This is a genomic window from Plastoroseomonas hellenica (assembly GCF_018129085.1).
In the GTDB taxonomy this organism is placed as follows: Bacteria; Pseudomonadota; Alphaproteobacteria; order Acetobacterales; family Acetobacteraceae; genus Plastoroseomonas; species Plastoroseomonas hellenica.
The window spans coordinates 23,360-40,333 of the sequence record NZ_JAAGBB010000049.1 but is presented as its reverse complement, the minus strand read 5'-3'; the positions used below and the strand labels follow the sequence as shown (position 1 = coordinate 40,333).

The following is a 16,974-nucleotide window of genomic DNA, read 5'->3' as shown; positions in this document are numbered from 1 at the left end:
CCTCCGGCGGCCGCGGCGGCTTGGCCTCGGCTGCCGGCTGCGGCGCGAAGAACAGCGCGAAGGTCTCCTCGAAGAGGCGCTTCTCCTCGGCGCTCTTGGCGACCACCAGCGCCAGCGCCTCCCGCAGGTCGTCGCGCCCGGCGGGACCGACGAGTGCAGCCGCGGCCAGCGCATCCAGGCTCTCGGCGGTCGAGATGCGCAGCCCCGCGCCCCGCGCGGCACGCAGCAAGGAGAGGACGACACCCTCGCTCATGGGTAGGCTTGGCCCGGCCGCTCGGGGCGCAGGCTCATGCCGGCAGCGGCATGCCGCCTTCGGCGTCACGCTTCGCCTTGAGGGCGAGGCCCGCCAGCTCCGGGCCCGCGGCGGCGATGTCGGCCTCATGCTTCAGCAGCAGATTCAAGGTCTCGCGCACGAGATCCGGATCCAGCGATTCGGTGTGCAGCAAGGTCAGCGCCCGCGCCCAGTCGATGGTCTCGCTGATCGACGGTTGCTTCTTGAGATCGAGTTTCCGCAGCCCCTGCACGAAGAGCACGACCTGGCGGAGCAGCACGGCGGCGATGCCGGGCAGCCGGGCGGCCACGATCCTGGCCTCCAGCGCCGGCGCGGGCAGGCCGATATGCAGGTGCAGGCAGCGGCGCTTCAGCGCGTCACCGAGCTCGCGCACGCCGTTCGAGGTCAGCAGCACGATCGGCGGCACGGCGGCGCGGATGGTGCCGATCTCCGGGATGGTCACCGCATGATCGGCCAGCAGTTCCAGCAGGAAGGCCTCGAAGGCCTCGTCGGCCTTGTCCACCTCGTCGATCAGCAGCACGCAGCCGGCGGGCTCCCGCAGCGCCGCCAGCAGCGGGCGCGGTTCCAGGAAGGCTTCGGAGAAGAACAGGTCGGAGAAACCGTCGAGCTTGGCCAGCGCCGGCGCCAGGCCTGGGGCATCGCCGAGCAGCGGCCCGATCCGGTCCTTCAGGATCTGGGTGTAGAGAAGCTGCTTGCCGTATTTCCACTCATAGAGGGCGCGGGTCTCGTCCAGCCCCTCATGGCATTGCAGCCGGTGCAGCGGCAGGCCGCGCCAGGCAGCGATGGCGCGCGCCAGCTCGGTCTTGCCGACCCCGGCCGGCCCTTCCACTAGGATCGGCTTCGCCAGCCGCTCGGCAAGCCAGAGCGCGAGGGCGATCGGGCGGGCCGCGACATAGCCGGTGGCGCCGAGGCCGGCGGTCACATCCTCGATGGTGCTGGTCGCTTGCGTGTCCAAAAGCCGTTCTCCCCCCGCTAGTCTCGGCGCGCGGCCGCCCTCTGTCGAGTGGACGCGGCGCGCCTGGGGCTCTATGCCGGCTCCCCGGAACGAGAAACGAGTGCCCGCCACATGACCCCAGCCGAAATCGCCAAGCTTCAGGCCCACCTGCGCCAGCTTCTCGGCAACCAGCGCATCACCATCGATCCGCCGAAGCGGAAGAACCAATCGGTTGAATTGCGCGTCGGCGACGAGTTCATCGGCACCATTCATCGCGACGATGAGGATGGCGAGATCTCCTACGCCGTGCAGATCGTGGTGCTCGGCGAAGACCTGGACTAAGGACCTCACGGCCCCTGGGGCAACCCCTCCCCCGGATCCGAAGCAGGTGGGCGCGACGCCGGATTCCGTTATTCCGCCGCCGCTGCCGATCGTTTCGCGGGATGCGTCGGCCGCGCGAGCCCCAGATTCTCCCGAAGCGTCTTGCCTTCGTACTCCGTATGGAACAGGCCGCGTCGCTGCAGCTCGGGGATCAGCAGCTCGAAGACCTCCTCGACGGGGGCGGGGAAGAAGGGCGGCAGGATGTTCCAGCCGTCGCAGCCGCGGTTGACGAACCAGTCCTCCATCTCGTCGGCGATGCTGGCGGGCGTGCCGACGACCACATGGTGCCCCGATGCCGAGCGCTGGTGGATCAGTTGGCGGATGGTGATGGACTTGCCTTCCATCTCCTTGGCCAGGCGGGCATGGGCGCTCTTGACGCTGTTGGTGTCGGCCAGCGGCGCCGGCACCGGCCCATCCAGCGGATAGCCGCCGAGATCGCCGAAGGAGGGGATCAGCGCCGCCAGGCCGAGCTCCGGGTGGATCAGTTCCTGGAGCTGCTCCGCGCGGTCCTTCGCCTCCTGCAGGGTGCGGCCCATGATCGGCATCATGCCCGGCATCACCAGCGAGCTTTCGGCCGAGCGCCCATGCGCGGCGAAGCGGCTCTTCACGCTGCTGTAGAAGGCGACGGCATCCGCGCGTGATTTCTGCATGGTGTAGACCAGCTCGGCCGTCCGCCCCGCCAGGTCCTGCCCGGGACCCGACGACCCCGCCTGCGCGATCACTGGATAGCCCTGCAGCGGCCGCGCGACGTTCAGCGGCCCGCGGACGGTGAAATGCTCGCCGCGATGATGCGGCGTGTGCAGCCTGGCGGGATCGAAATACTGGCCGGTCGCCTTGTCGCGAATGAAGGCGTCGTCCTCCCAACTGTCCCAGAGGCCGAAGACGACGTCGACGAATTCCTCCGCCTGCTTGTAGCGCAGGCTGTGCTCCATGTGCGCCTCGCGGCCGAAATTCAGCGCCTCCTGCTCGGACCAGGAGGTCACCACGTTCCAGCCGACGCGGCCGCCGCTGATATGGTCCAGCGAGGCGAATTTGCGGGCGACATGGTAGGGCTCGTTATAGGTCGTCGACGCGCTCGCGACGAAGCCCATGCGTTCCGTGACGGCGGCGAGTGCTGCCATCACCGTCAGCGGCTCGAATACATCGATGCGGCTGTCATAGCTCAGCTGGGTCTCGTCCCTGGCCGAGCTGCGCACCGCGATGCCATCGGCCCAGAACATGAAATGGAACTTCGCGCGCTCGGCCAGGATGGCCAGGCGCTTCCAGAGCTGGAAATCCAAGGAGGACCCGACATGCGCGTCCGGCATCCGCCAGCCGCCGCCGTGCGCGCCGTTGCCGACCAGGTTGAGGCCGAGTTTCATCTGACGTCCGGTCATCGCAGCAATCCCTCTATTCGGCGGCAGCCGATTGCGCGCGCGCGGCGGCATGGCGGTTCACATACGGCTTCAGGCCGAGATTCTCCCGCAGTGTCCCGCCCTCATAGGCCGTGCGGAACAGCCCCCGCCGCTGCAGCTCCGGCGTGATGAACTCGACGAAGTCGTCGCAGCAGCCGGGCAGATAGGGCGGCAGCACGTTGAAGCCGTCGCAGGCCTCGGCCTCGAACCATTCCTGCATGCCGTCGGCGATGTCGCAGGCGGTTCCGACCAGGTAGAAGCCGCCGCCCACGATCTGCTTGTAGAGCTGCCGGATGGTCAGGTTCTGCGACCGCGCGCGCTGCATGACCCGTTCGGTGCTGCTGCGCATCTCCGTCGCGCGCTGCGGCTCCGGCACCGGCCCGTCAAGGTCGTAGCCACTGAGATCGCCCAGCGCCGCATAGACGCGCGCAAGCCCGACCAGCGGATCCGTCAGATCCTGCAGCCGGTCGAATTTCGCCTGCGCTTCCTCGCGCGTACGGCCCACGATCGTGCGCACGCCCGGCATGATCTTCAGTTCGTCCCGATCGCGGCCATACTTGGCCATGCGTCCCTTGACGTCGTCGTAGTAGGCGCGGGCCGCCTGCAGGGAATCGGCCGCGGCATAGACCACATCGGCCGTCGCCGCCGCGATCTCCCGCCCGGGTTCTGAGGCGCCCGCCTGCACCAGCACCGGGCGCCCCTGCGGCATGCCCGCGACATTGAGCGGCCCGCGCACCTGGAAGTGCTTGCCGCGATGGTTCAGCAGATGCATCCGGCGTTCGTCGTAGAACAGCCCGCCGGGCTTGTCGTAGACGAAGGCATCCGGCTCCCAGCAATCCCACAGGCCCTTGACCACCTCGACGAATTCCGCCGCGCGCTCATAGCGCGTGTCGTATTCCAGATGCTCTTCGCGGTTGAAGTTCTTCGCCTCGGCCTCGGACCAGGAGGTCACGATGTTCCAGCCGGCGCGCCCGCCGCTGATCAGGTCCAGCGTCGCGAACTTCCGGGCGACATGATAGGGCTCGTTGTAGGTGGTCGAGGCCGTCGTCACGAGGCCGATGTGCTTGGTCAGCACGGCCAGCGCCGGCAGCAGCGTCAGCGGCTCCATCTCCACCAGCTCGTAGCCCGATCGCGCCAGCGAGCCTCGCGGCTCGTCGCGCTCCCTGAGGCCGATGCCGTCGGCGAAGAAGATCATGTCGAACAGCCCGCGCTCGGCGGTCTGCGCGTTATAGGCGTAATGCTCGAACCGCAGCGTGCCGTCCGCCGGCACATCCGGATGCCGCCAGGCCGCGGGATGATAGCCCAGCCCGCGCATCGACATGCCGAGCTTCATCATTCCATGCCGTGCCATGCTCACCGACCCTTCCCTGGCGCACGAGCGCCAACGGCGACGCGAGGCGCCGCCCTGTTGCCATCAGGAAGCGACGGCCGGAAGCCCGGCCGGAGGGTGAGAGGCGGCAGGATGCACAGCCGCCCTTGGGCGCGCAAGACCCGATCGGATGCAGTGCAGGTCCCGCTTCGCCCCGAAGCGATCCTATCCGGCGGCTGCCGCCAGCAGCCGCGGCATGGTCGCGGCCTCCCGCAGCATGGCGATGAACTGCTCGACCGGACGGGAACGCGGCATGCCGGAGGGGAAGACCATCGACACGGCGTAATCCACCCGCGGCTCGAAGCGCCGCATCACCACGGCCGGGTCGCACACGGCCGAGCCGGTGAAGGGGTCCACCAGCGCGATGCCGACCCCCTGCCCGACCAGGCGGCACAGCACTTCGGACGCCGTCGATTCGGCCAGAATGGGGGCCGTGATGCCGGCCACGCGCAGCATCGCTTCCAGGGTCACCGCGATCTGGCTGCGCGCGCCCAGGCTGAGCAGATTCTGGCCGCGCAGATCTTCCAGCGTGACGACCTGCTTCGCAGCGAGGGGATGTCCGGCCGGGACGGCGCAGACAGCCTCCAGCCGAGGCAGGGGCTCGATATCCAGCCCGGGATAGTCCGGCGGCGCATAGGCGATGCCGAAGTCGAATTGCCGCAGCGACACCCGTTCCAGCGTGGTCACCGCGACATGGTTATGCAGGGCCACGAAGGTTTCAGGATACTTGCGCAGGAAGCGTGCGACCAAGCCGGGCAGGAATCCCTGCGCGGGTCCGGCCATGGCGGCGATGCGCAGGCTGCCATGCCAGGACCGCTTGATCTCCTGCGCGGTGCGCTCGATGCGGCCGAGGCTGACGAAGCACTGCTGCACCTCCTCGAACAGCAGGTTTGCCTCCGCATTGGCGGCGATCCGGTTGCCCTGGCGATTAAGGAGGCGGAGCTGCAGCACATCCTGCATGTCGCGCATCAATCGGCTGACGGCCGGCTGGGTCAGGCCGAGCATCTCCGCGGCGCCGGAGATGGAGCCGCGCAACATGACCGCCCGGAAGGCCTCCACCTGGCGCAGGGTCAACTGGCGCCGCATGCACCCGTCCATAACATTCAGGCATGAACACTGCCGACTTAATCAATTGACCGCAATTCCTCCGGCTCCCTAGGCTTCGCTCGCAGCCGGAATTCCGGCGCCAAGGGGGAATTCGCAGCGGACGGCCGGCTCCATCGGAAGGGGGCGTCATGCTGGATTATGCGATCTACCGGATCGCGGTACTGCTGCCGACGCTCCTGGCGGTTTCCCTGGCTGTCTTCCTGGTGCTGCATCTCGTGCCCGGCGATCCCGCGCGCAATGCCGCGGGCCCGGATGCCGAGGAAGAGGACATCGCCCTCATCCGGGAGCATTACGGCCTCGACCAGCCGCTGTGGAAGCAATACGGCACCTATCTGGTGCGGCTGTCACAGGGCGATCTGGGCGAGAGCTTCCGGAGCCGCCGTCCGGTCCTGGATGAGATCATGCGCCGCCTGCCGGCCACCATGGAACTGGCCGGCTTCGCGATGTTGCTCGCGGTGCTGGTCGGCGTCGGCATGGGCGTGGCTGCCAGCATGAAGCCGAACTCCTGGGTGGATGACGCGATCGGCGCGCTATCGGCCTTCGGCATCTCCGTGCCGGTCTTCTTCCTGGGCCTGCTGCTGATGCTGCTCTTCGCGGCCAGATTGCAATGGCTGCCGCCCAGTGGCCGCGGAAGCTGGGCCAATCTCGTGCTGCCGGTGGTGACGCTCGGCCTGCCCTATGTCGCAACCTTCGCCCGGGTGACACGGTCCACCATGCTTGAGGTGCTGTCCGAGGATTACATCCGCACCGCCCGGGCCAAGGGCCTGATGCGAAGGACCGTGATCTGGCGGCATGCGCTGATCAATGCGGCGATACCGCTGGTGACGCTGCTGGGCGTCTATTTCGGGCGGCTGCTGGGCGGCGCGGTCATCGTCGAGACGATCTTCGCCTGGCCGGGCCTCGGCCGCTACATGGTCGACGGCATCATCCAACGCGATCTGCAGGTGGTCCAGGGCTGCATCCTGTTCTTCGCCACCGCCATCGTCGTGGTGAACCTGGTGGTGGACCTGCTCTATTCGGTGCTCGACCCGCGGATCGCGCGGGGATGACGGGAATGTTGGCATTCCTCCGCTTCCTGCTGGGCACGCGGCGCCACATGGCACTGCTGGGGCTGGCGGTGATCGCCGTCTTCCTGGCCGCCGCCCTGCTGGCGCCACTGCTCTACAGTTGGCCGAGCGCCACGCTGGTCAATCTGGGCCATGCGCTGGCCCGGCCATCCCTCGCCTTCCCGCTGGGTGCTGATGAGATGGGCCGCGACATGATCGCCCGCTTGGTCTGGGGCGCCCGCATGTCGCTGATCGTCGCCGGCGCCAGCGTCGGCGTCGCATTGCTGCTGGGGCTGCTGATCGGCGGGCTCTGCGGCTACTACGACAACCGCGCCAGCTTCATCACCATGCGCGCCATGGATGCGATCATCAGCTTCCCGCGCATCCTGGTGGCGATCATGCTCATCACAATCCTCGGCCCCGGCGCCACCAGCCTGACGCTGGCCATCGCCATCTCCTCGGTGCCGGTCTTCGCCCGGCTGTTCCGCGGGCCCATCCTGTCGCTGAAGAGCCGCGACTTCGTCCTGGCGTCCCGCTCGCTGGGCGCGGGCGACATGCGCCTCCTGTTCCGGCACGTCATGCCGAACATCTCGGCGCTGATCATCGTACAGGGCAGCATCTCGCTGGCCGAGGCGGTGCTGATCGCCTCCGGCCTCAGCTTTCTGAGTCTTGGGCCGCAGCCGCCGGTGCCGGAATGGGGGGCGATGATCGCGCAGTCGCGCGCACATCTGCTGTCGACGCCGCATGTCGTGCTGGTGCCGGGCATCGCGCTGTTCGTGCTGGTGCTGGCGCTGAACCTGGTCGGCGACGGCCTGCGCGACTTCGCCGACCCGAAATCCGGCCACGCCGGTCCCCGCGTCGCGTCATGACGTCACCTCTGCAACCCCCGGACGAAGAGCAGCCATGACCCTGGCCTTCAAGCGGCGCAGCCTGCTGGCGGCAACCTTCGCGGCGGCGACGCTGCCTGCCGGCGCGGCGCAGGCCGCCAGCGACACGCTGACCTTCATCGAAGGGTCGGATTTCGACACGCTGGACCCGGCGATCAGCCGTACCCGCTCGGCCGAGATCCTGATGACGCTGATGTTCCAGCGCCTGGTGCGCTGGAAGGATACGTCGCTGTCGGGCATCGAGGGCGACCTGGCCGCATCCTGGTCGACCAGCGCCGACGGTCTGCGCTGGACCTTCAGGCTGAAGCCCGGCGTCAGGTTCCATGACGGCAGCGCGGTTGATGCCGAGGCGGTGAAGTTCAATTTCGACCGGCTGCGGGACCCGAGGCTCGGCTCACCCAACCGCTCGCTGTTCACGGTGATCACCGACATCCAGGTGGCGGACGCAGAGACGATCACCCTCACCAGTGGCGCGCCCGTGGCCGGCATGCTCGAGATACTGTGCGAATCCTCCGCCTCCATCAGCAGCCCGGCCGCGGTCCAGAGGTTCGGGCGCAACTACGGCCGCAACCCGGTCGGCAGCGGCCCCTACAAATTCGAGGAATGGACGCCGGGCGAGCGCAGCGTGCTGGCCGGCGCCAGCCCGTCGGCGAGGTTCAGGCGCATCATCTATCGCCCGGTGCCCGAGGCCGAGGCGCGGGTGATCGAGCTCGAATCCGGCAATGCCGATATCGCCACAAGCATCCCGCCCGAGGCGACCGCGCGCGTCAGAGCCAATCCGCGCCTGAAGCTCGTGGTCATCCCGAGCTCCTTCCAGGTGTTCTTCGAGCTGAACCACAAGCGCCCGCCCTTCGACAATCCGCGCCTATGCCGCGCCATCAACCACGCCATCGATCAGCAGGCGATCGTCGACAGGATCCTGGGCGGATTCGGCTCGGTGCCCGACGCGCCGGTGGCGCCGGGGGTGCAGAGCTATCAGGCGCAGGCGCCCTACCGCTTCGACCCCGACTTCGCGAAGCGGGAGTTCGCGGCGGCCTTTCCCGGCGGCTTCAACGAGACGCTGGTGATGTGGACCTGCTCGGGCCGCTACCTGAAGGACCAGCAGGTGGCCGAGGCCGTGCAGGGCTATCTCAACGCCATCGGATTGAAGACCGAATTCCGCGTCTGGGAATGGGCCAGCTACCAGCAGACGCTGTACCGCCGGCAGCAGGGCGGCACCGGATTCGGCAGCAGTGCTGCGCATATGTGGGTGCTGGGCACCTCCATCCCGACAGCGGACTGGCGCCTGAGCCGCCGGCTGGTGACAGGGCAGAGCGCCAATCTGGGCGGCTACAGCAACCCGCGCATCGACGCGCTGCTGAACGGCGCGCGGACCGAGCTGGATCCGGACAGGCGCATGGAGGCGTACCACGAAGCGAACAGGATCCTGTGGGCCGAGGAGCCGCCGAACCTGTTCCTCTACAACCAGAAGCAGATCATCGCGACACAAAGGGGGATCGACAATTTCGACGCCTTCGCATTCGAGGTTCCGCTGCTGAACGAGGTGACCAAGGCGTAGCACCCGCCGCGCCATGGCCAGGAGCGCCGCCGTCCCCGAGGGTGAGAGCGAGGGGACGGCGACGCCTCCGACAGGATACCGCCGCATCGATGCTGCATCGGTGCCATCGAACCCCGGCGCGCAGCCGCGCGCGGCGTCGGCAATGGCATGGAGACAGGCCTGAGCATGATGGAGTCGTGCATGAGGGAAGCATCCCGATCGTGAACGCGATGTCCGACCCGGCAGCCGCCGTGCCGGTGCTGGAGGTCTCGGGCCTGCGGACCCGCTTCGGACCCCTGCGCGCGGTCGATGGCGTCTCCTTCGCCGTCGCGCCGGGCGAGACGCTCTGCATCGTCGGCGAGTCCGGCTCCGGCAAGAGCACGGTGGCGCTGTCCATCATGGGCCTGATCCCGCCGGCCGCCGGCCGGGTGGAGGCGGGCTCCATCCACCTTGCCGGCCATGGCGAGCTGCGCGGCCTGGCCGATGCCGCCATGGCGGCGATCCGCGGCCGTGCCATGGGCATGATCTTCCAGGAGCCGATGACGTCGCTGAACCCGGTCTTCAAGGTCGGCACTCAGATCGCCGAAGTCGTGCGGCGCCACCAGGGCATGTCCCGAGCAGCCGCGCATGACCGCGCGGTCGAGCTGTTGCGCCTGGTCGGCGTGCCCTCGCCGCAGATGCGCGCACTGGACTATCCGCACCAGCTTTCCGGCGGCATGCGGCAGCGCGTGATGATCGCCATGGCGATCGCCTGCGATCCCATGCTGATCCTGGCGGACGAGCCGACCACGGCGCTCGACGTCACCATCCAGGCGCAGATCCTCGCGTTGATCGAGGAGCTGAAGCAACGGCTGGGCTCCGGCATCGTCTTCATCACGCATGACCTTCGCGTCGTCGCGCAGATCGCCCAGACGGTCTGCGTCATGTATGCCGGCGTGGTGGTCGAGAGCGCCACGACTCGTGCTCTGCTGCGCACCCCTCTGCATCCCTATACCTCCGGTCTGATGGCTTCCATTCCCGCCGCGCAGCCACGCGGCACGCGGCGGCGCCTGCCGGTCATCGCGGGCACCGTGCCGAACCTGGCGAAGCTCCCGGGCGGCTGCCGCTTCCGTAGCCGTTGCCCGAAAGCCTTCGACCTCTGCGCCGAGGTCGAACCGCCGCTGGCGCCACCCGCCAAGGGCGACCCTGACCGCCTGGTGCGCTGCTGGCTGCATGCCGACGGGGTGGCCGCATGACACCGCTGCTCGACGTCGCAGACCTCGCCGTGCATTTCCCGGTCTTCCGCGGCCCGCTGCGCCGCAAGGCCGGCACGGTGCGCGCGGTGGACGGCGTCTCGCTGCAGGTATTCCGCGGGGAGACCCTGGCACTGGTCGGCGAGTCCGGCTGCGGCAAGTCGACCCTCGCCCGCGCGGTGTTGCGCCTGCAGGAGCCCAGCGCCGGGCAGCTCCGCTTCGAAGGCCAGGACCTGCTGCGCCTCGACAGGCGCGCGATGAAAGCCGCGCGCCGCCGCATGCGCATGGTCTTCCAGGACCCGCATGCATCGCTAAATCCGCGCCTGCGCGCGGGTGAGATCGTCGGCGAGGCATTCGACATCCATGGCTGCACACGTCGGGAGCGGGACGCAGGCGTCGCCGAGCTGCTGACCCTCGTCGGCCTGGGGCCCGAGCATGCCGCGCGCTTTCCGCATGAATTCTCCGGCGGCCAGCGCCAGCGCATCGGCATCGCCCGCGCGCTCGCCCTGCATCCGAGCCTCGTCGTCTGCGACGAGCCGGTCTCGGCGCTTGACGTCTCCGTGCAGGCGCAGATCGTCAATCTCCTGATGGAGCTGCAGGAGCGGCTCGGCCTTTCCTACCTTTTCATCTCACACGATCTGCACCTGGTGGAGTTCATCGCCGATCGCGTCGCGGTCATGTATCTCGGTCGCATCGTCGAGACGGCGCCGATCCAATCCCTCTACGCCGCGCCCCTGCATCCCTATACGCAGGCACTGCTGGCCGCATCGCCCTCCATCGATCCCGACCGGCGTCATCAGCACGTGGTCCCTGATGGCGAAGTGCCCAGCCCGCTCTCGCCGCCTTCGGGTTGCGCCTTCCATCCGCGCTGCCCGTTTGCGATCGCCAACTGCCGCGCCGAGATGCCGCCGCTGCTGACCCTGGCGCCGGGCCACGACGTGCGGTGCTGGCGCGCCGGGGAATGGGCCGCCGCGCCACAGCGGGCCGCGATTCCGGTGGGGAGCTGACATGGGACGCATCGGCAGGAGGCGGCGCGCCCCGTTGGTACGCTTCCTGCATTGCCATCGCGCGCCGACCACCCGCCGGCCGCCGGCCTGACAGAGGAGATGGCCATGGGGACAGCACGGTACATCGCCCGCCGCCTGATCTTCTCGGCCTGCCTGATCCTTGGCGTCAGCGTGATCCTCTTCGCGATGATCAATGCGATCGGCAATCCGATCGAGATCCTGCTGGCCGAAAGACCCGGCATGACCGACGAGGTGATCGAATCCGTCAGCCGGTATTACGGCCTGGATGGCAGCGTCACCGACCGCTACTTCACCTGGCTCTGGGCCATCCTGCGCTTCGATTTCGGGACCAGCATCATCTACAACCAGCCGGTTTCCGAGATGCTGGTCACCTATGGGCTGGAGACGTTGAAGATCCAGATCCCCGCGATCCTCATCGCGCTGGTGGTTTCGGTGCTGATCTCGGTGATGGCGGCAACACGGCAGTACAGCCGCCTGGATTTCGGCGTCATCGCCGGCGCCATGCTCGGCCATTCGCTGCCGGGCTTCTTCATCGGCATCCTGCTGATCCTGGTCTTCTCCTACTGGCTCGGCATCCTGCCCTCTTACGGCGCCTATTCCACGCGCAACATGCTGATGAACAGCACCCTGATCGACGGGCTCTGGCACATGGTGCTGCCCGTCGGCATGCTGGTCTTCTTCAACACCGCGACCCTGACCCTGCTGATGCGCTCCTCTCTGGTGGAGGTGCTGCGGCAGGATTTCATCACCGCCGCCCGCGCCTCCGGCCTGCCGGAGCGGCGCGTGGTCTTCGGCCATGCGCTGCGCAACGCCTTCATCCCCGTGCTGACCTATCTCGGCATCCTCTTCGGCGTGATGCTCGGCACGGCGCCGGTCACGGAGACGGTCTTCACCTGGCCGGGGCTGGGCGCGCTCTACATCATGGCGATCCAGCAGCTCGACTATCCCCTGATCATGGGGGAGACGATGATCATCACCTTCATGCTGGTCGGCGCGACCCTGCTGACCGACATCGCCTATGTCGCCATCGACCCGCGCATCAGGCTGGCCTGATCATGGACACCCCGATCGTTCCCGAAGCCGTTGCCGAAGCCAGCATCGCCGTGCCGCTGCGCCCGCCGGGGCTCTGGCGGCAGGGCTGGTATCGCTTCCGCCGGAACCGCGGCGGCATGCTGGGGCTGGGGCTGGTGGCGCTGGTCGTGCTGGTGGCGCTGCTCTGCCCCTTCGTCGCGCCCTTCGCTCCCAACGACCAGTCGGCGATGCTGCGCGGGGCCGCACGCAAGGCGCCCGACTGGGTCCACCTGCTCGGCACCGATCGCAACGGCTATGATGTGCTCACCCGCGTGCTCTACGGCGCGTCCACGGCGCTGGCGGTCGGCCTCGGCGCGATGGCCGTCGCCTCCGTCATCGGCGTGATCATCGGCGGGATCGCCGGCTATGCCGGCGGCCTGACCGACGAGCTCCTGATGCGCTTCGCCGAATTCTTCATGGTGATCCCGGTCTTCGTCGTGATCCTCGCCGTGGTGCGCCTCTTCGGCATCGTGGTGGTCGGCACCTGGCTGGAGAGCATCCCAAACCTCAACCTCATGACCATCATCGTGTTGCTCGGCTGCTTCGAATGGCCGCCGATCGCCCGCATGGCGCGGGCCGAATTCCTGCGGCTGAAGCATGCGGAATTCGTCGAGGCCGCGATCTGCATCGGCACGAAGAAGCGGGACATCCTGCTGCGCCATATCCTGCCGAATGCCCTGCCTTCGCTGATCGTGCTGGTGGCGCTCGGCATCGGCGGCGCGATCCTGGCCGAGACCATGGTCAGCTTTCTCGGATTCGGCGATCCCAAGGCGGTGTCCTGGGGACAGCAGCTCCACTTCAACTACGAGGCGCTGAAGGTCGCGCCCTGGGCTGTGCTGTCGCCAGGGGCGGCGATCTTCGTGACGGTGTTGGGTTTCAACCTGCTGGCGGATGGATTGACCGATGCTTTCAACCCTCGCCTCCGCCGCTGATCCCACACCGATGGCGGCTCCGAAGCCGCTCATCGAGGTGCAGGACCTCAAGGTGCACTTCTTCACCCGCGACGGCGTGGTGCGGGCGGTCGACGGCGTCGACTACGGCGTCAATCCCGGCGAGACGCTGGGCATCGTGGGCGAGTCCGGCAGCGGCAAGACGGTGTCCAGCCTCGCCATGCTGCGCCTGGTGCCGCCACCGGCGAGGACGGTGGGCGGGCGCATCCTCTTCGAGGGTGAGGACCTGCTGACCCGGACGCCGAAGCAGATGGCGGCGCTGCGCGGCCGGCGCATCGCGATGATCTTCCAGAATCCCGCGACCTCCCTGAACCCGATCTACTCCATCGGCGCGCAGCTCAGCGAGATCCTGGTCTGGCACGAGAAGGCCAGCCGCAGGCAGGCCGAGGAGCGCGTCGCCGAGCTGCTCAATCTCGTGGGGATCACCGACCCGCTGACGCGGTTGCGGCAATTCCCCCATGAGCTCAGCGGCGGCATGAAGCAGCGCGTCGGCATCGCCCGCGCCCTGCTCTGCAACCCCGCTTTGGTGCTGGCGGATGAGCCGACCACCGCGCTCGACGTCACCATCCAGGCCCAGATCCTGGAGTTGCTGGCGGATCTTCAGGCGCGCTTCCACATGTCGATGGTGCTGGTGACCCACGACATGGGCGTGGTCGCGCGCATGGCGAACCGCATCACCGTCATGTATGCCGGCCGCGTCTGCGAGACCGCCGATGCCGCGACGATCTTCAGCGCGCCGCAGCACCCCTACACACGCGCGCTGCTGGAAAGCATGCCGCGCATCGACCAGTCCTATTCGCGCGGCGCGCGCCAGAAGCTGCCGACCATCGCCGGACGGCCGCCGAACCTGCTGAACCCGCCGGCCGGCTGCAGGTTCCACGACCGTTGCCCCGAAGCGATCGCCGATTGCCGGCGCATCCTGCCGGTCGAGACGGCGATCGCGCCGGGCCATACCGTGAGCTGCATCCGCCGCGGCAGCCCGGGCATCGCAGCATGAGTGCGCTGCTCGAAGTCGATAGTCTGTCCAAGCGCTACCCCGTCACGCGGCGCGGCCTGTTCCGTGCCCGGCAATACAGCGAGATCCGCGCGGTTCACAATGTCTCCTTCCGCATCGAAGCCGGCGAAACCTTGGGCCTGGTCGGCGAGTCCGGCTGCGGCAAGACCACCACGGCGCGCGCCATCCTCAACCTGGTCGAGCCCAGCGAGGGCGTCGTGCGGTTCCAGGGCCGCGACATCGTGCCGCTGTTCAAGGAGAATGACCGCACCAAGGTCCTGCAGGTCCGGCGGTCGCTGCAATACGTCTTCCAGGATCCCTGGCTGTCGCTGAACCCGCGCTGGACCATCGGCGAGACGCTGAAGGAGCCGCTGCGCGTGCACCGCCCGGAGGCGCCGGAGACCTGGGGCGCCCGTGTGGAGGAGCTGCTGCGCATGGTGGGGCTGGAGCCGCATCATGCCTGGCGCTATCCGCACGAGTTCAGCGGCGGCCAGCGCCAGCGCGTGGGCATCGCCCGGGCACTAGCGATCGAGCCGCGGCTGCTGATCCTGGACGAGCCGGTCTCCTCGCTCGACGTCTCCGTCCGGGCGCAGATCCTCAACCTGCTGGTGGAGCTGCAGGACCGGCTGGGACTGACCTATCTCTACATCTCGCACGACCTCAGCTCGGTGCGCTTCATCAGCACCCATGTCGCGGTGATGTATCTCGGCAAGCTCGTTGAGATCGGCCAGGTGGACGCGCTCTTCACCCGGCCGCGGCACCACTACACGCGCGCGCTGCTCAGCGCGATCCCCATGCCGCAGCCAGGCGCGGCGAATACGCGCATCGTGCTGCAAGGCGAAGTGCCGAGCGCGCTCCGCCGCCCCTCCGGCTGCCCTTTCCACCCGCGCTGCGCGGCCGCCCTGCCGGTCTGCGCGGAGCGCGAGCCGCTGCTGACGGCGGCGGCGGGAGACGACCACCGCATGGCCTGTCACAACCCCACATGATCGGAGACGAAGGATGTCATTGAGCAGCAAGCGTCGATCCGTGATGAAGGCCGCCGCGGCTGCGGCGGTGGCAGCGGTTGCCGGCCCCGCCCGCGCGGCACCGCCCTTCTTCAAGCTCTATCTGATGATCCCCAACAACCAGCCGGCGCGCATGATCTGGGGCACGCTGGCGGCGCAGCAGATGTCGCGCATCGGCATCGACGTGGTCTCGAGCTTCGTCCCCTTCACCGTGATCTCCCCGCGCCGGTCGCGCGGCGACGGCAAGCCGCACCCCGAAGGCGGCTGGGATGCCTATCTCGAGCGCTACTACTACAACGCGATCACGCCGACGCCGAACACGCTGTTCCACAGCCGGCTGATGCCGCCCAGTGGCCAGAATTTCTACTACGTCAACGACCCGCAGATCGACGCCGCGCTGGACCAGATGGCCAGCACGATCGATCCCGCCCAGCGCATGGACGCCTATCGGGCCTTCGAGCGGCGCTGGTACGAAACGGAGCCGATGACGACCCTCTTCTACCCGGAGGATGTCATCGCGGTGAACCCGAAGCTGAAGGGTTTCGACTTCACCACCTTCAATCCGGTCTTCTACCCGAACCCCGAGAAGTGGACGATCGAGGGCGCCGGCAACGACGCGACCGCGGCCTTCGCGTCCTGGGCGCCGCCAGCCTCGCTGATCCCGATGTACACGACGGGCTACAATGAATCGAACATCTTCGGCCCGGTCTACAATCGCCTCTACGAGTATGAGAGCTGGCAGGACAAGCGGCTGGTCCCCGCACTGGCCACTGGCCACACCATGTCGGCGGACGGCAAGCACTGGGTGATCACCCTGCGCGAAGGCGTGAAGTGGCATTCCGGCGAGGAATTCACCGCCGAGGATGTGAAGTTCACCTGGGACACCTTCCTCAACCGGGCCTATGGCACGCCGATCCAGGCCGCGACCGAGCAGGTGCTCGGTGGTCCCGGCGCCTACAGGATCACCGGCAAACACGAGATCACCGTCGATCTCCCCGCCTACAACATGCTGTTCCTCGACTGGCTGATCGGCGCCCAGGCAATCATCCCGAAGCATGCCTACCAGGACATCCGGCCGGAGGCGCTGCGCGGTCACACGGCGAGCAACTGGCTCGGCCGCCACACCGTCCGGATCTCGGGCGGCAGGAGCTACACCGCGCTCGGCGGGATCGGCACCGGCCCCTGGATCGCGCAGGGCTATGACCCGCAGCGCAGGGCGTACAAATACGTGCGCAACGAGAACTACTGGAAGCCGCACACCGGCAATGTGAAGACCTTCTACATCGTCAATATCCAGGGTACGGATTCCGTGCTCTCCGCGCTGCGCGCGGGCGAGATCGATGCGCATGATCCGATGTACGACATCGGGCCGGTCGCCAGCACCATCGATCCCTCCTGGGGCAAGGTGCAGACCTTCGACAGCTTCAAGTGGCAGCATATCTGCTACAACCTGCGGCATCCGGTCTTCGGCACCGGCGTCGATACGCCGCTGGGACGGCGGGACCCGTCCCGTGCGGCGGAGGCGGCCGCCTATATCCGCAAGGCGATCAGCCACGCCATGCCGCGCGAGCAGATCGTCAAGGAGATCGCCGGCGGCTATGGCCGCGAGGGCACCGTGCCGATGCCCTATTCGGCCCCCGAATACGACCATGATCTGTTGCGGCCGATCGCCTACGACCTCGATCTGTCCCGGCAGTACATGCAGCGGGCCGGCTACGAATACTGACCCGGCGGCAATGACCTCCTGC

The 16,974-nt window shown here is 67.9% G+C and carries 16 protein-coding genes; 11 read left to right on the top strand and 5 right to left on the bottom strand.

Annotated features, from left to right (window positions below; genetic code table 11):
- Nucleotides 1-253, bottom strand: a 253-nt coding sequence (locus GXW71_RS27685) for a hypothetical protein (protein WP_211855943.1), incomplete at its 3' end; no start/stop codon positions are given.
- A 34-nt stretch (nucleotides 254-287) separates the two neighbouring features.
- Nucleotides 288-1,247 (bottom strand): AAA family ATPase, encoded by a 960-nt coding sequence (locus GXW71_RS27680; RefSeq protein WP_211855942.1) that lies wholly within the window; start codon nucleotides 1,245-1,247, stop codon nucleotides 288-290.
- A 111-nt stretch (nucleotides 1,248-1,358) separates the two neighbouring features.
- Between GXW71_RS27680 and GXW71_RS27675 the strand changes: the two genes are divergently transcribed.
- Nucleotides 1,359-1,568, top strand: coding sequence for a DUF3126 family protein (locus tag GXW71_RS27675; RefSeq protein WP_211855941.1), 210 nt, complete (start codon nucleotides 1,359-1,361; stop codon nucleotides 1,566-1,568).
- A 68-nt stretch (nucleotides 1,569-1,636) separates the two neighbouring features.
- Here the strand turns inward: GXW71_RS27675 and GXW71_RS27670 are convergent, their stop codons facing one another.
- The 3 genes from GXW71_RS27670 to GXW71_RS27660 form a co-directional block, all read right to left on the bottom strand.
- Nucleotides 1,637-2,983, bottom strand: a complete 1,347-nt coding sequence (locus GXW71_RS27670; protein ID WP_246526942.1) for an LLM class flavin-dependent oxidoreductase — start codon at nucleotides 2,981-2,983, stop codon at nucleotides 1,637-1,639.
- A gap of 13 nt (nucleotides 2,984-2,996) precedes the next feature.
- Complete coding sequence (locus tag GXW71_RS27665; protein WP_211855940.1) at nucleotides 2,997-4,352, bottom strand: LLM class flavin-dependent oxidoreductase; 1,356 nt, start codon at nucleotides 4,350-4,352, stop codon at nucleotides 2,997-2,999.
- 183 nt (nucleotides 4,353-4,535) lie between these two features.
- The gene (locus GXW71_RS27660) at nucleotides 4,536-5,456 is read right to left on the bottom strand and encodes a LysR substrate-binding domain-containing protein (protein ID WP_211855939.1); all 921 of its coding nucleotides are present in this window, start codon (nucleotides 5,454-5,456) and stop codon (nucleotides 4,536-4,538) included.
- A 149-nt stretch (nucleotides 5,457-5,605) separates the two neighbouring features.
- Here GXW71_RS27660 and GXW71_RS27655 point away from each other — a divergent pair, with 149 nt between their 5' ends.
- The 10 genes from GXW71_RS27655 (at nucleotide 5,606) to GXW71_RS27610 (ending at nucleotide 16,952) form a co-directional block, all read left to right on the top strand.
- The gene (locus tag GXW71_RS27655) at nucleotides 5,606-6,526 is read left to right on the top strand and encodes an ABC transporter permease (RefSeq protein ID WP_211855938.1); all 921 of its coding nucleotides are present in this window, start codon (nucleotides 5,606-5,608) and stop codon (nucleotides 6,524-6,526) included.
- 5 nt (nucleotides 6,527-6,531) lie between these two features.
- Nucleotides 6,532-7,392, top strand: coding sequence for an ABC transporter permease (locus GXW71_RS27650; RefSeq protein ID WP_211855937.1), 861 nt, complete (start codon nucleotides 6,532-6,534; stop codon nucleotides 7,390-7,392).
- Between the two features lie 34 nt (nucleotides 7,393-7,426).
- Nucleotides 7,427-8,968, top strand: a complete 1,542-nt coding sequence (locus tag GXW71_RS27645; protein WP_211855936.1) for an ABC transporter substrate-binding protein — start codon at nucleotides 7,427-7,429, stop codon at nucleotides 8,966-8,968.
- Between the two features lie 176 nt (nucleotides 8,969-9,144).
- On the top strand, nucleotides 9,145-10,182 hold the full coding sequence (locus GXW71_RS27640; RefSeq protein ID WP_367617384.1) for an ABC transporter ATP-binding protein: 1,038 nt from the start codon (nucleotides 9,145-9,147) through the stop codon (nucleotides 10,180-10,182).
- Nucleotides 10,179-11,186, top strand: coding sequence for an ABC transporter ATP-binding protein (locus tag GXW71_RS27635; RefSeq protein ID WP_211855935.1), 1,008 nt, complete (start codon nucleotides 10,179-10,181; stop codon nucleotides 11,184-11,186). Before GXW71_RS27640 ends, GXW71_RS27635 begins: the two co-directional genes overlap by 4 nt.
- 105 nt (nucleotides 11,187-11,291) lie before the next feature.
- Nucleotides 11,292-12,260 carry an ABC transporter permease gene (locus tag GXW71_RS27630; RefSeq protein ID WP_211855934.1) on the top strand — a complete coding sequence of 323 codons (969 nt, stop codon included), beginning with the start codon at nucleotides 11,292-11,294 and terminating at the stop codon, nucleotides 12,258-12,260.
- Between the two features lie 2 nt (nucleotides 12,261-12,262).
- Entirely contained in the window at nucleotides 12,263-13,210 is a 948-nt protein-coding gene (locus GXW71_RS27625) for an ABC transporter permease (protein WP_211855933.1), read from the top strand.
- On the top strand, nucleotides 13,182-14,225 hold the full coding sequence (locus GXW71_RS27620) for an ABC transporter ATP-binding protein (RefSeq protein WP_246526941.1): 1,044 nt from the start codon (nucleotides 13,182-13,184) through the stop codon (nucleotides 14,223-14,225). Before GXW71_RS27625 ends, GXW71_RS27620 begins: the two co-directional genes overlap by 29 nt.
- Nucleotides 14,222-15,208: an ABC transporter ATP-binding protein gene (locus GXW71_RS27615; protein WP_211855932.1), complete on the top strand. Its 987-nt coding sequence runs from the start codon at nucleotides 14,222-14,224 to the stop codon at nucleotides 15,206-15,208. The genes GXW71_RS27620 and GXW71_RS27615 overlap by 4 nt, the downstream gene beginning before the upstream one ends.
- A gap of 43 nt (nucleotides 15,209-15,251) precedes the next feature.
- Nucleotides 15,252-16,952, top strand: coding sequence for an ABC transporter substrate-binding protein (locus GXW71_RS27610; protein WP_246526945.1), 1,701 nt, complete (start codon nucleotides 15,252-15,254; stop codon nucleotides 16,950-16,952).
- The last annotated feature ends 22 nt before the right edge of the window (nucleotides 16,953-16,974 follow it).

What these genes read in the sequence shown, in the direction of transcription:
- GXW71_RS27675 (WP_211855941.1), top strand. Translation starts at nt 1,359, where the DNA reads ATGACCCCAGCCGAAATCGCCAAGCTTCAGGCCCACCTGCGCCAGCTT.
- GXW71_RS27670 (WP_246526942.1), bottom strand. Translation starts at nt 2,983, where the DNA reads ATGACCGGACGTCAGATGAAACTCGGCCTCAACCTGGTCGGCAACGGC.
- GXW71_RS27665 (WP_211855940.1), bottom strand. Translation starts at nt 4,352, where the DNA reads ATGGCACGGCATGGAATGATGAAGCTCGGCATGTCGATGCGCGGGCTG.
- GXW71_RS27660 (WP_211855939.1), bottom strand. Translation starts at nt 5,456, where the DNA reads ATGCGGCGCCAGTTGACCCTGCGCCAGGTGGAGGCCTTCCGGGCGGTC.
- GXW71_RS27655 (WP_211855938.1), top strand. Translation starts at nt 5,606, where the DNA reads ATGCTGGATTATGCGATCTACCGGATCGCGGTACTGCTGCCGACGCTC.
- GXW71_RS27650 (WP_211855937.1), top strand. Translation starts at nt 6,532, where the DNA reads ATGTTGGCATTCCTCCGCTTCCTGCTGGGCACGCGGCGCCACATGGCA.
- GXW71_RS27645 (WP_211855936.1), top strand. Translation starts at nt 7,427, where the DNA reads ATGACCCTGGCCTTCAAGCGGCGCAGCCTGCTGGCGGCAACCTTCGCG.
- GXW71_RS27635 (WP_211855935.1), top strand. Translation starts at nt 10,179, where the DNA reads ATGACACCGCTGCTCGACGTCGCAGACCTCGCCGTGCATTTCCCGGTC.
- GXW71_RS27630 (WP_211855934.1), top strand. Translation starts at nt 11,292, where the DNA reads ATGGGGACAGCACGGTACATCGCCCGCCGCCTGATCTTCTCGGCCTGC.
- GXW71_RS27625 (WP_211855933.1), top strand. Translation starts at nt 12,263, where the DNA reads ATGGACACCCCGATCGTTCCCGAAGCCGTTGCCGAAGCCAGCATCGCC.
- GXW71_RS27620 (WP_246526941.1), top strand. Translation starts at nt 13,182, where the DNA reads ATGCTTTCAACCCTCGCCTCCGCCGCTGATCCCACACCGATGGCGGCT.
- GXW71_RS27615 (WP_211855932.1), top strand. Translation starts at nt 14,222, where the DNA reads ATGAGTGCGCTGCTCGAAGTCGATAGTCTGTCCAAGCGCTACCCCGTC.
- GXW71_RS27610 (WP_246526945.1), top strand. Translation starts at nt 15,252, where the DNA reads ATGAAGGCCGCCGCGGCTGCGGCGGTGGCAGCGGTTGCCGGCCCCGCC.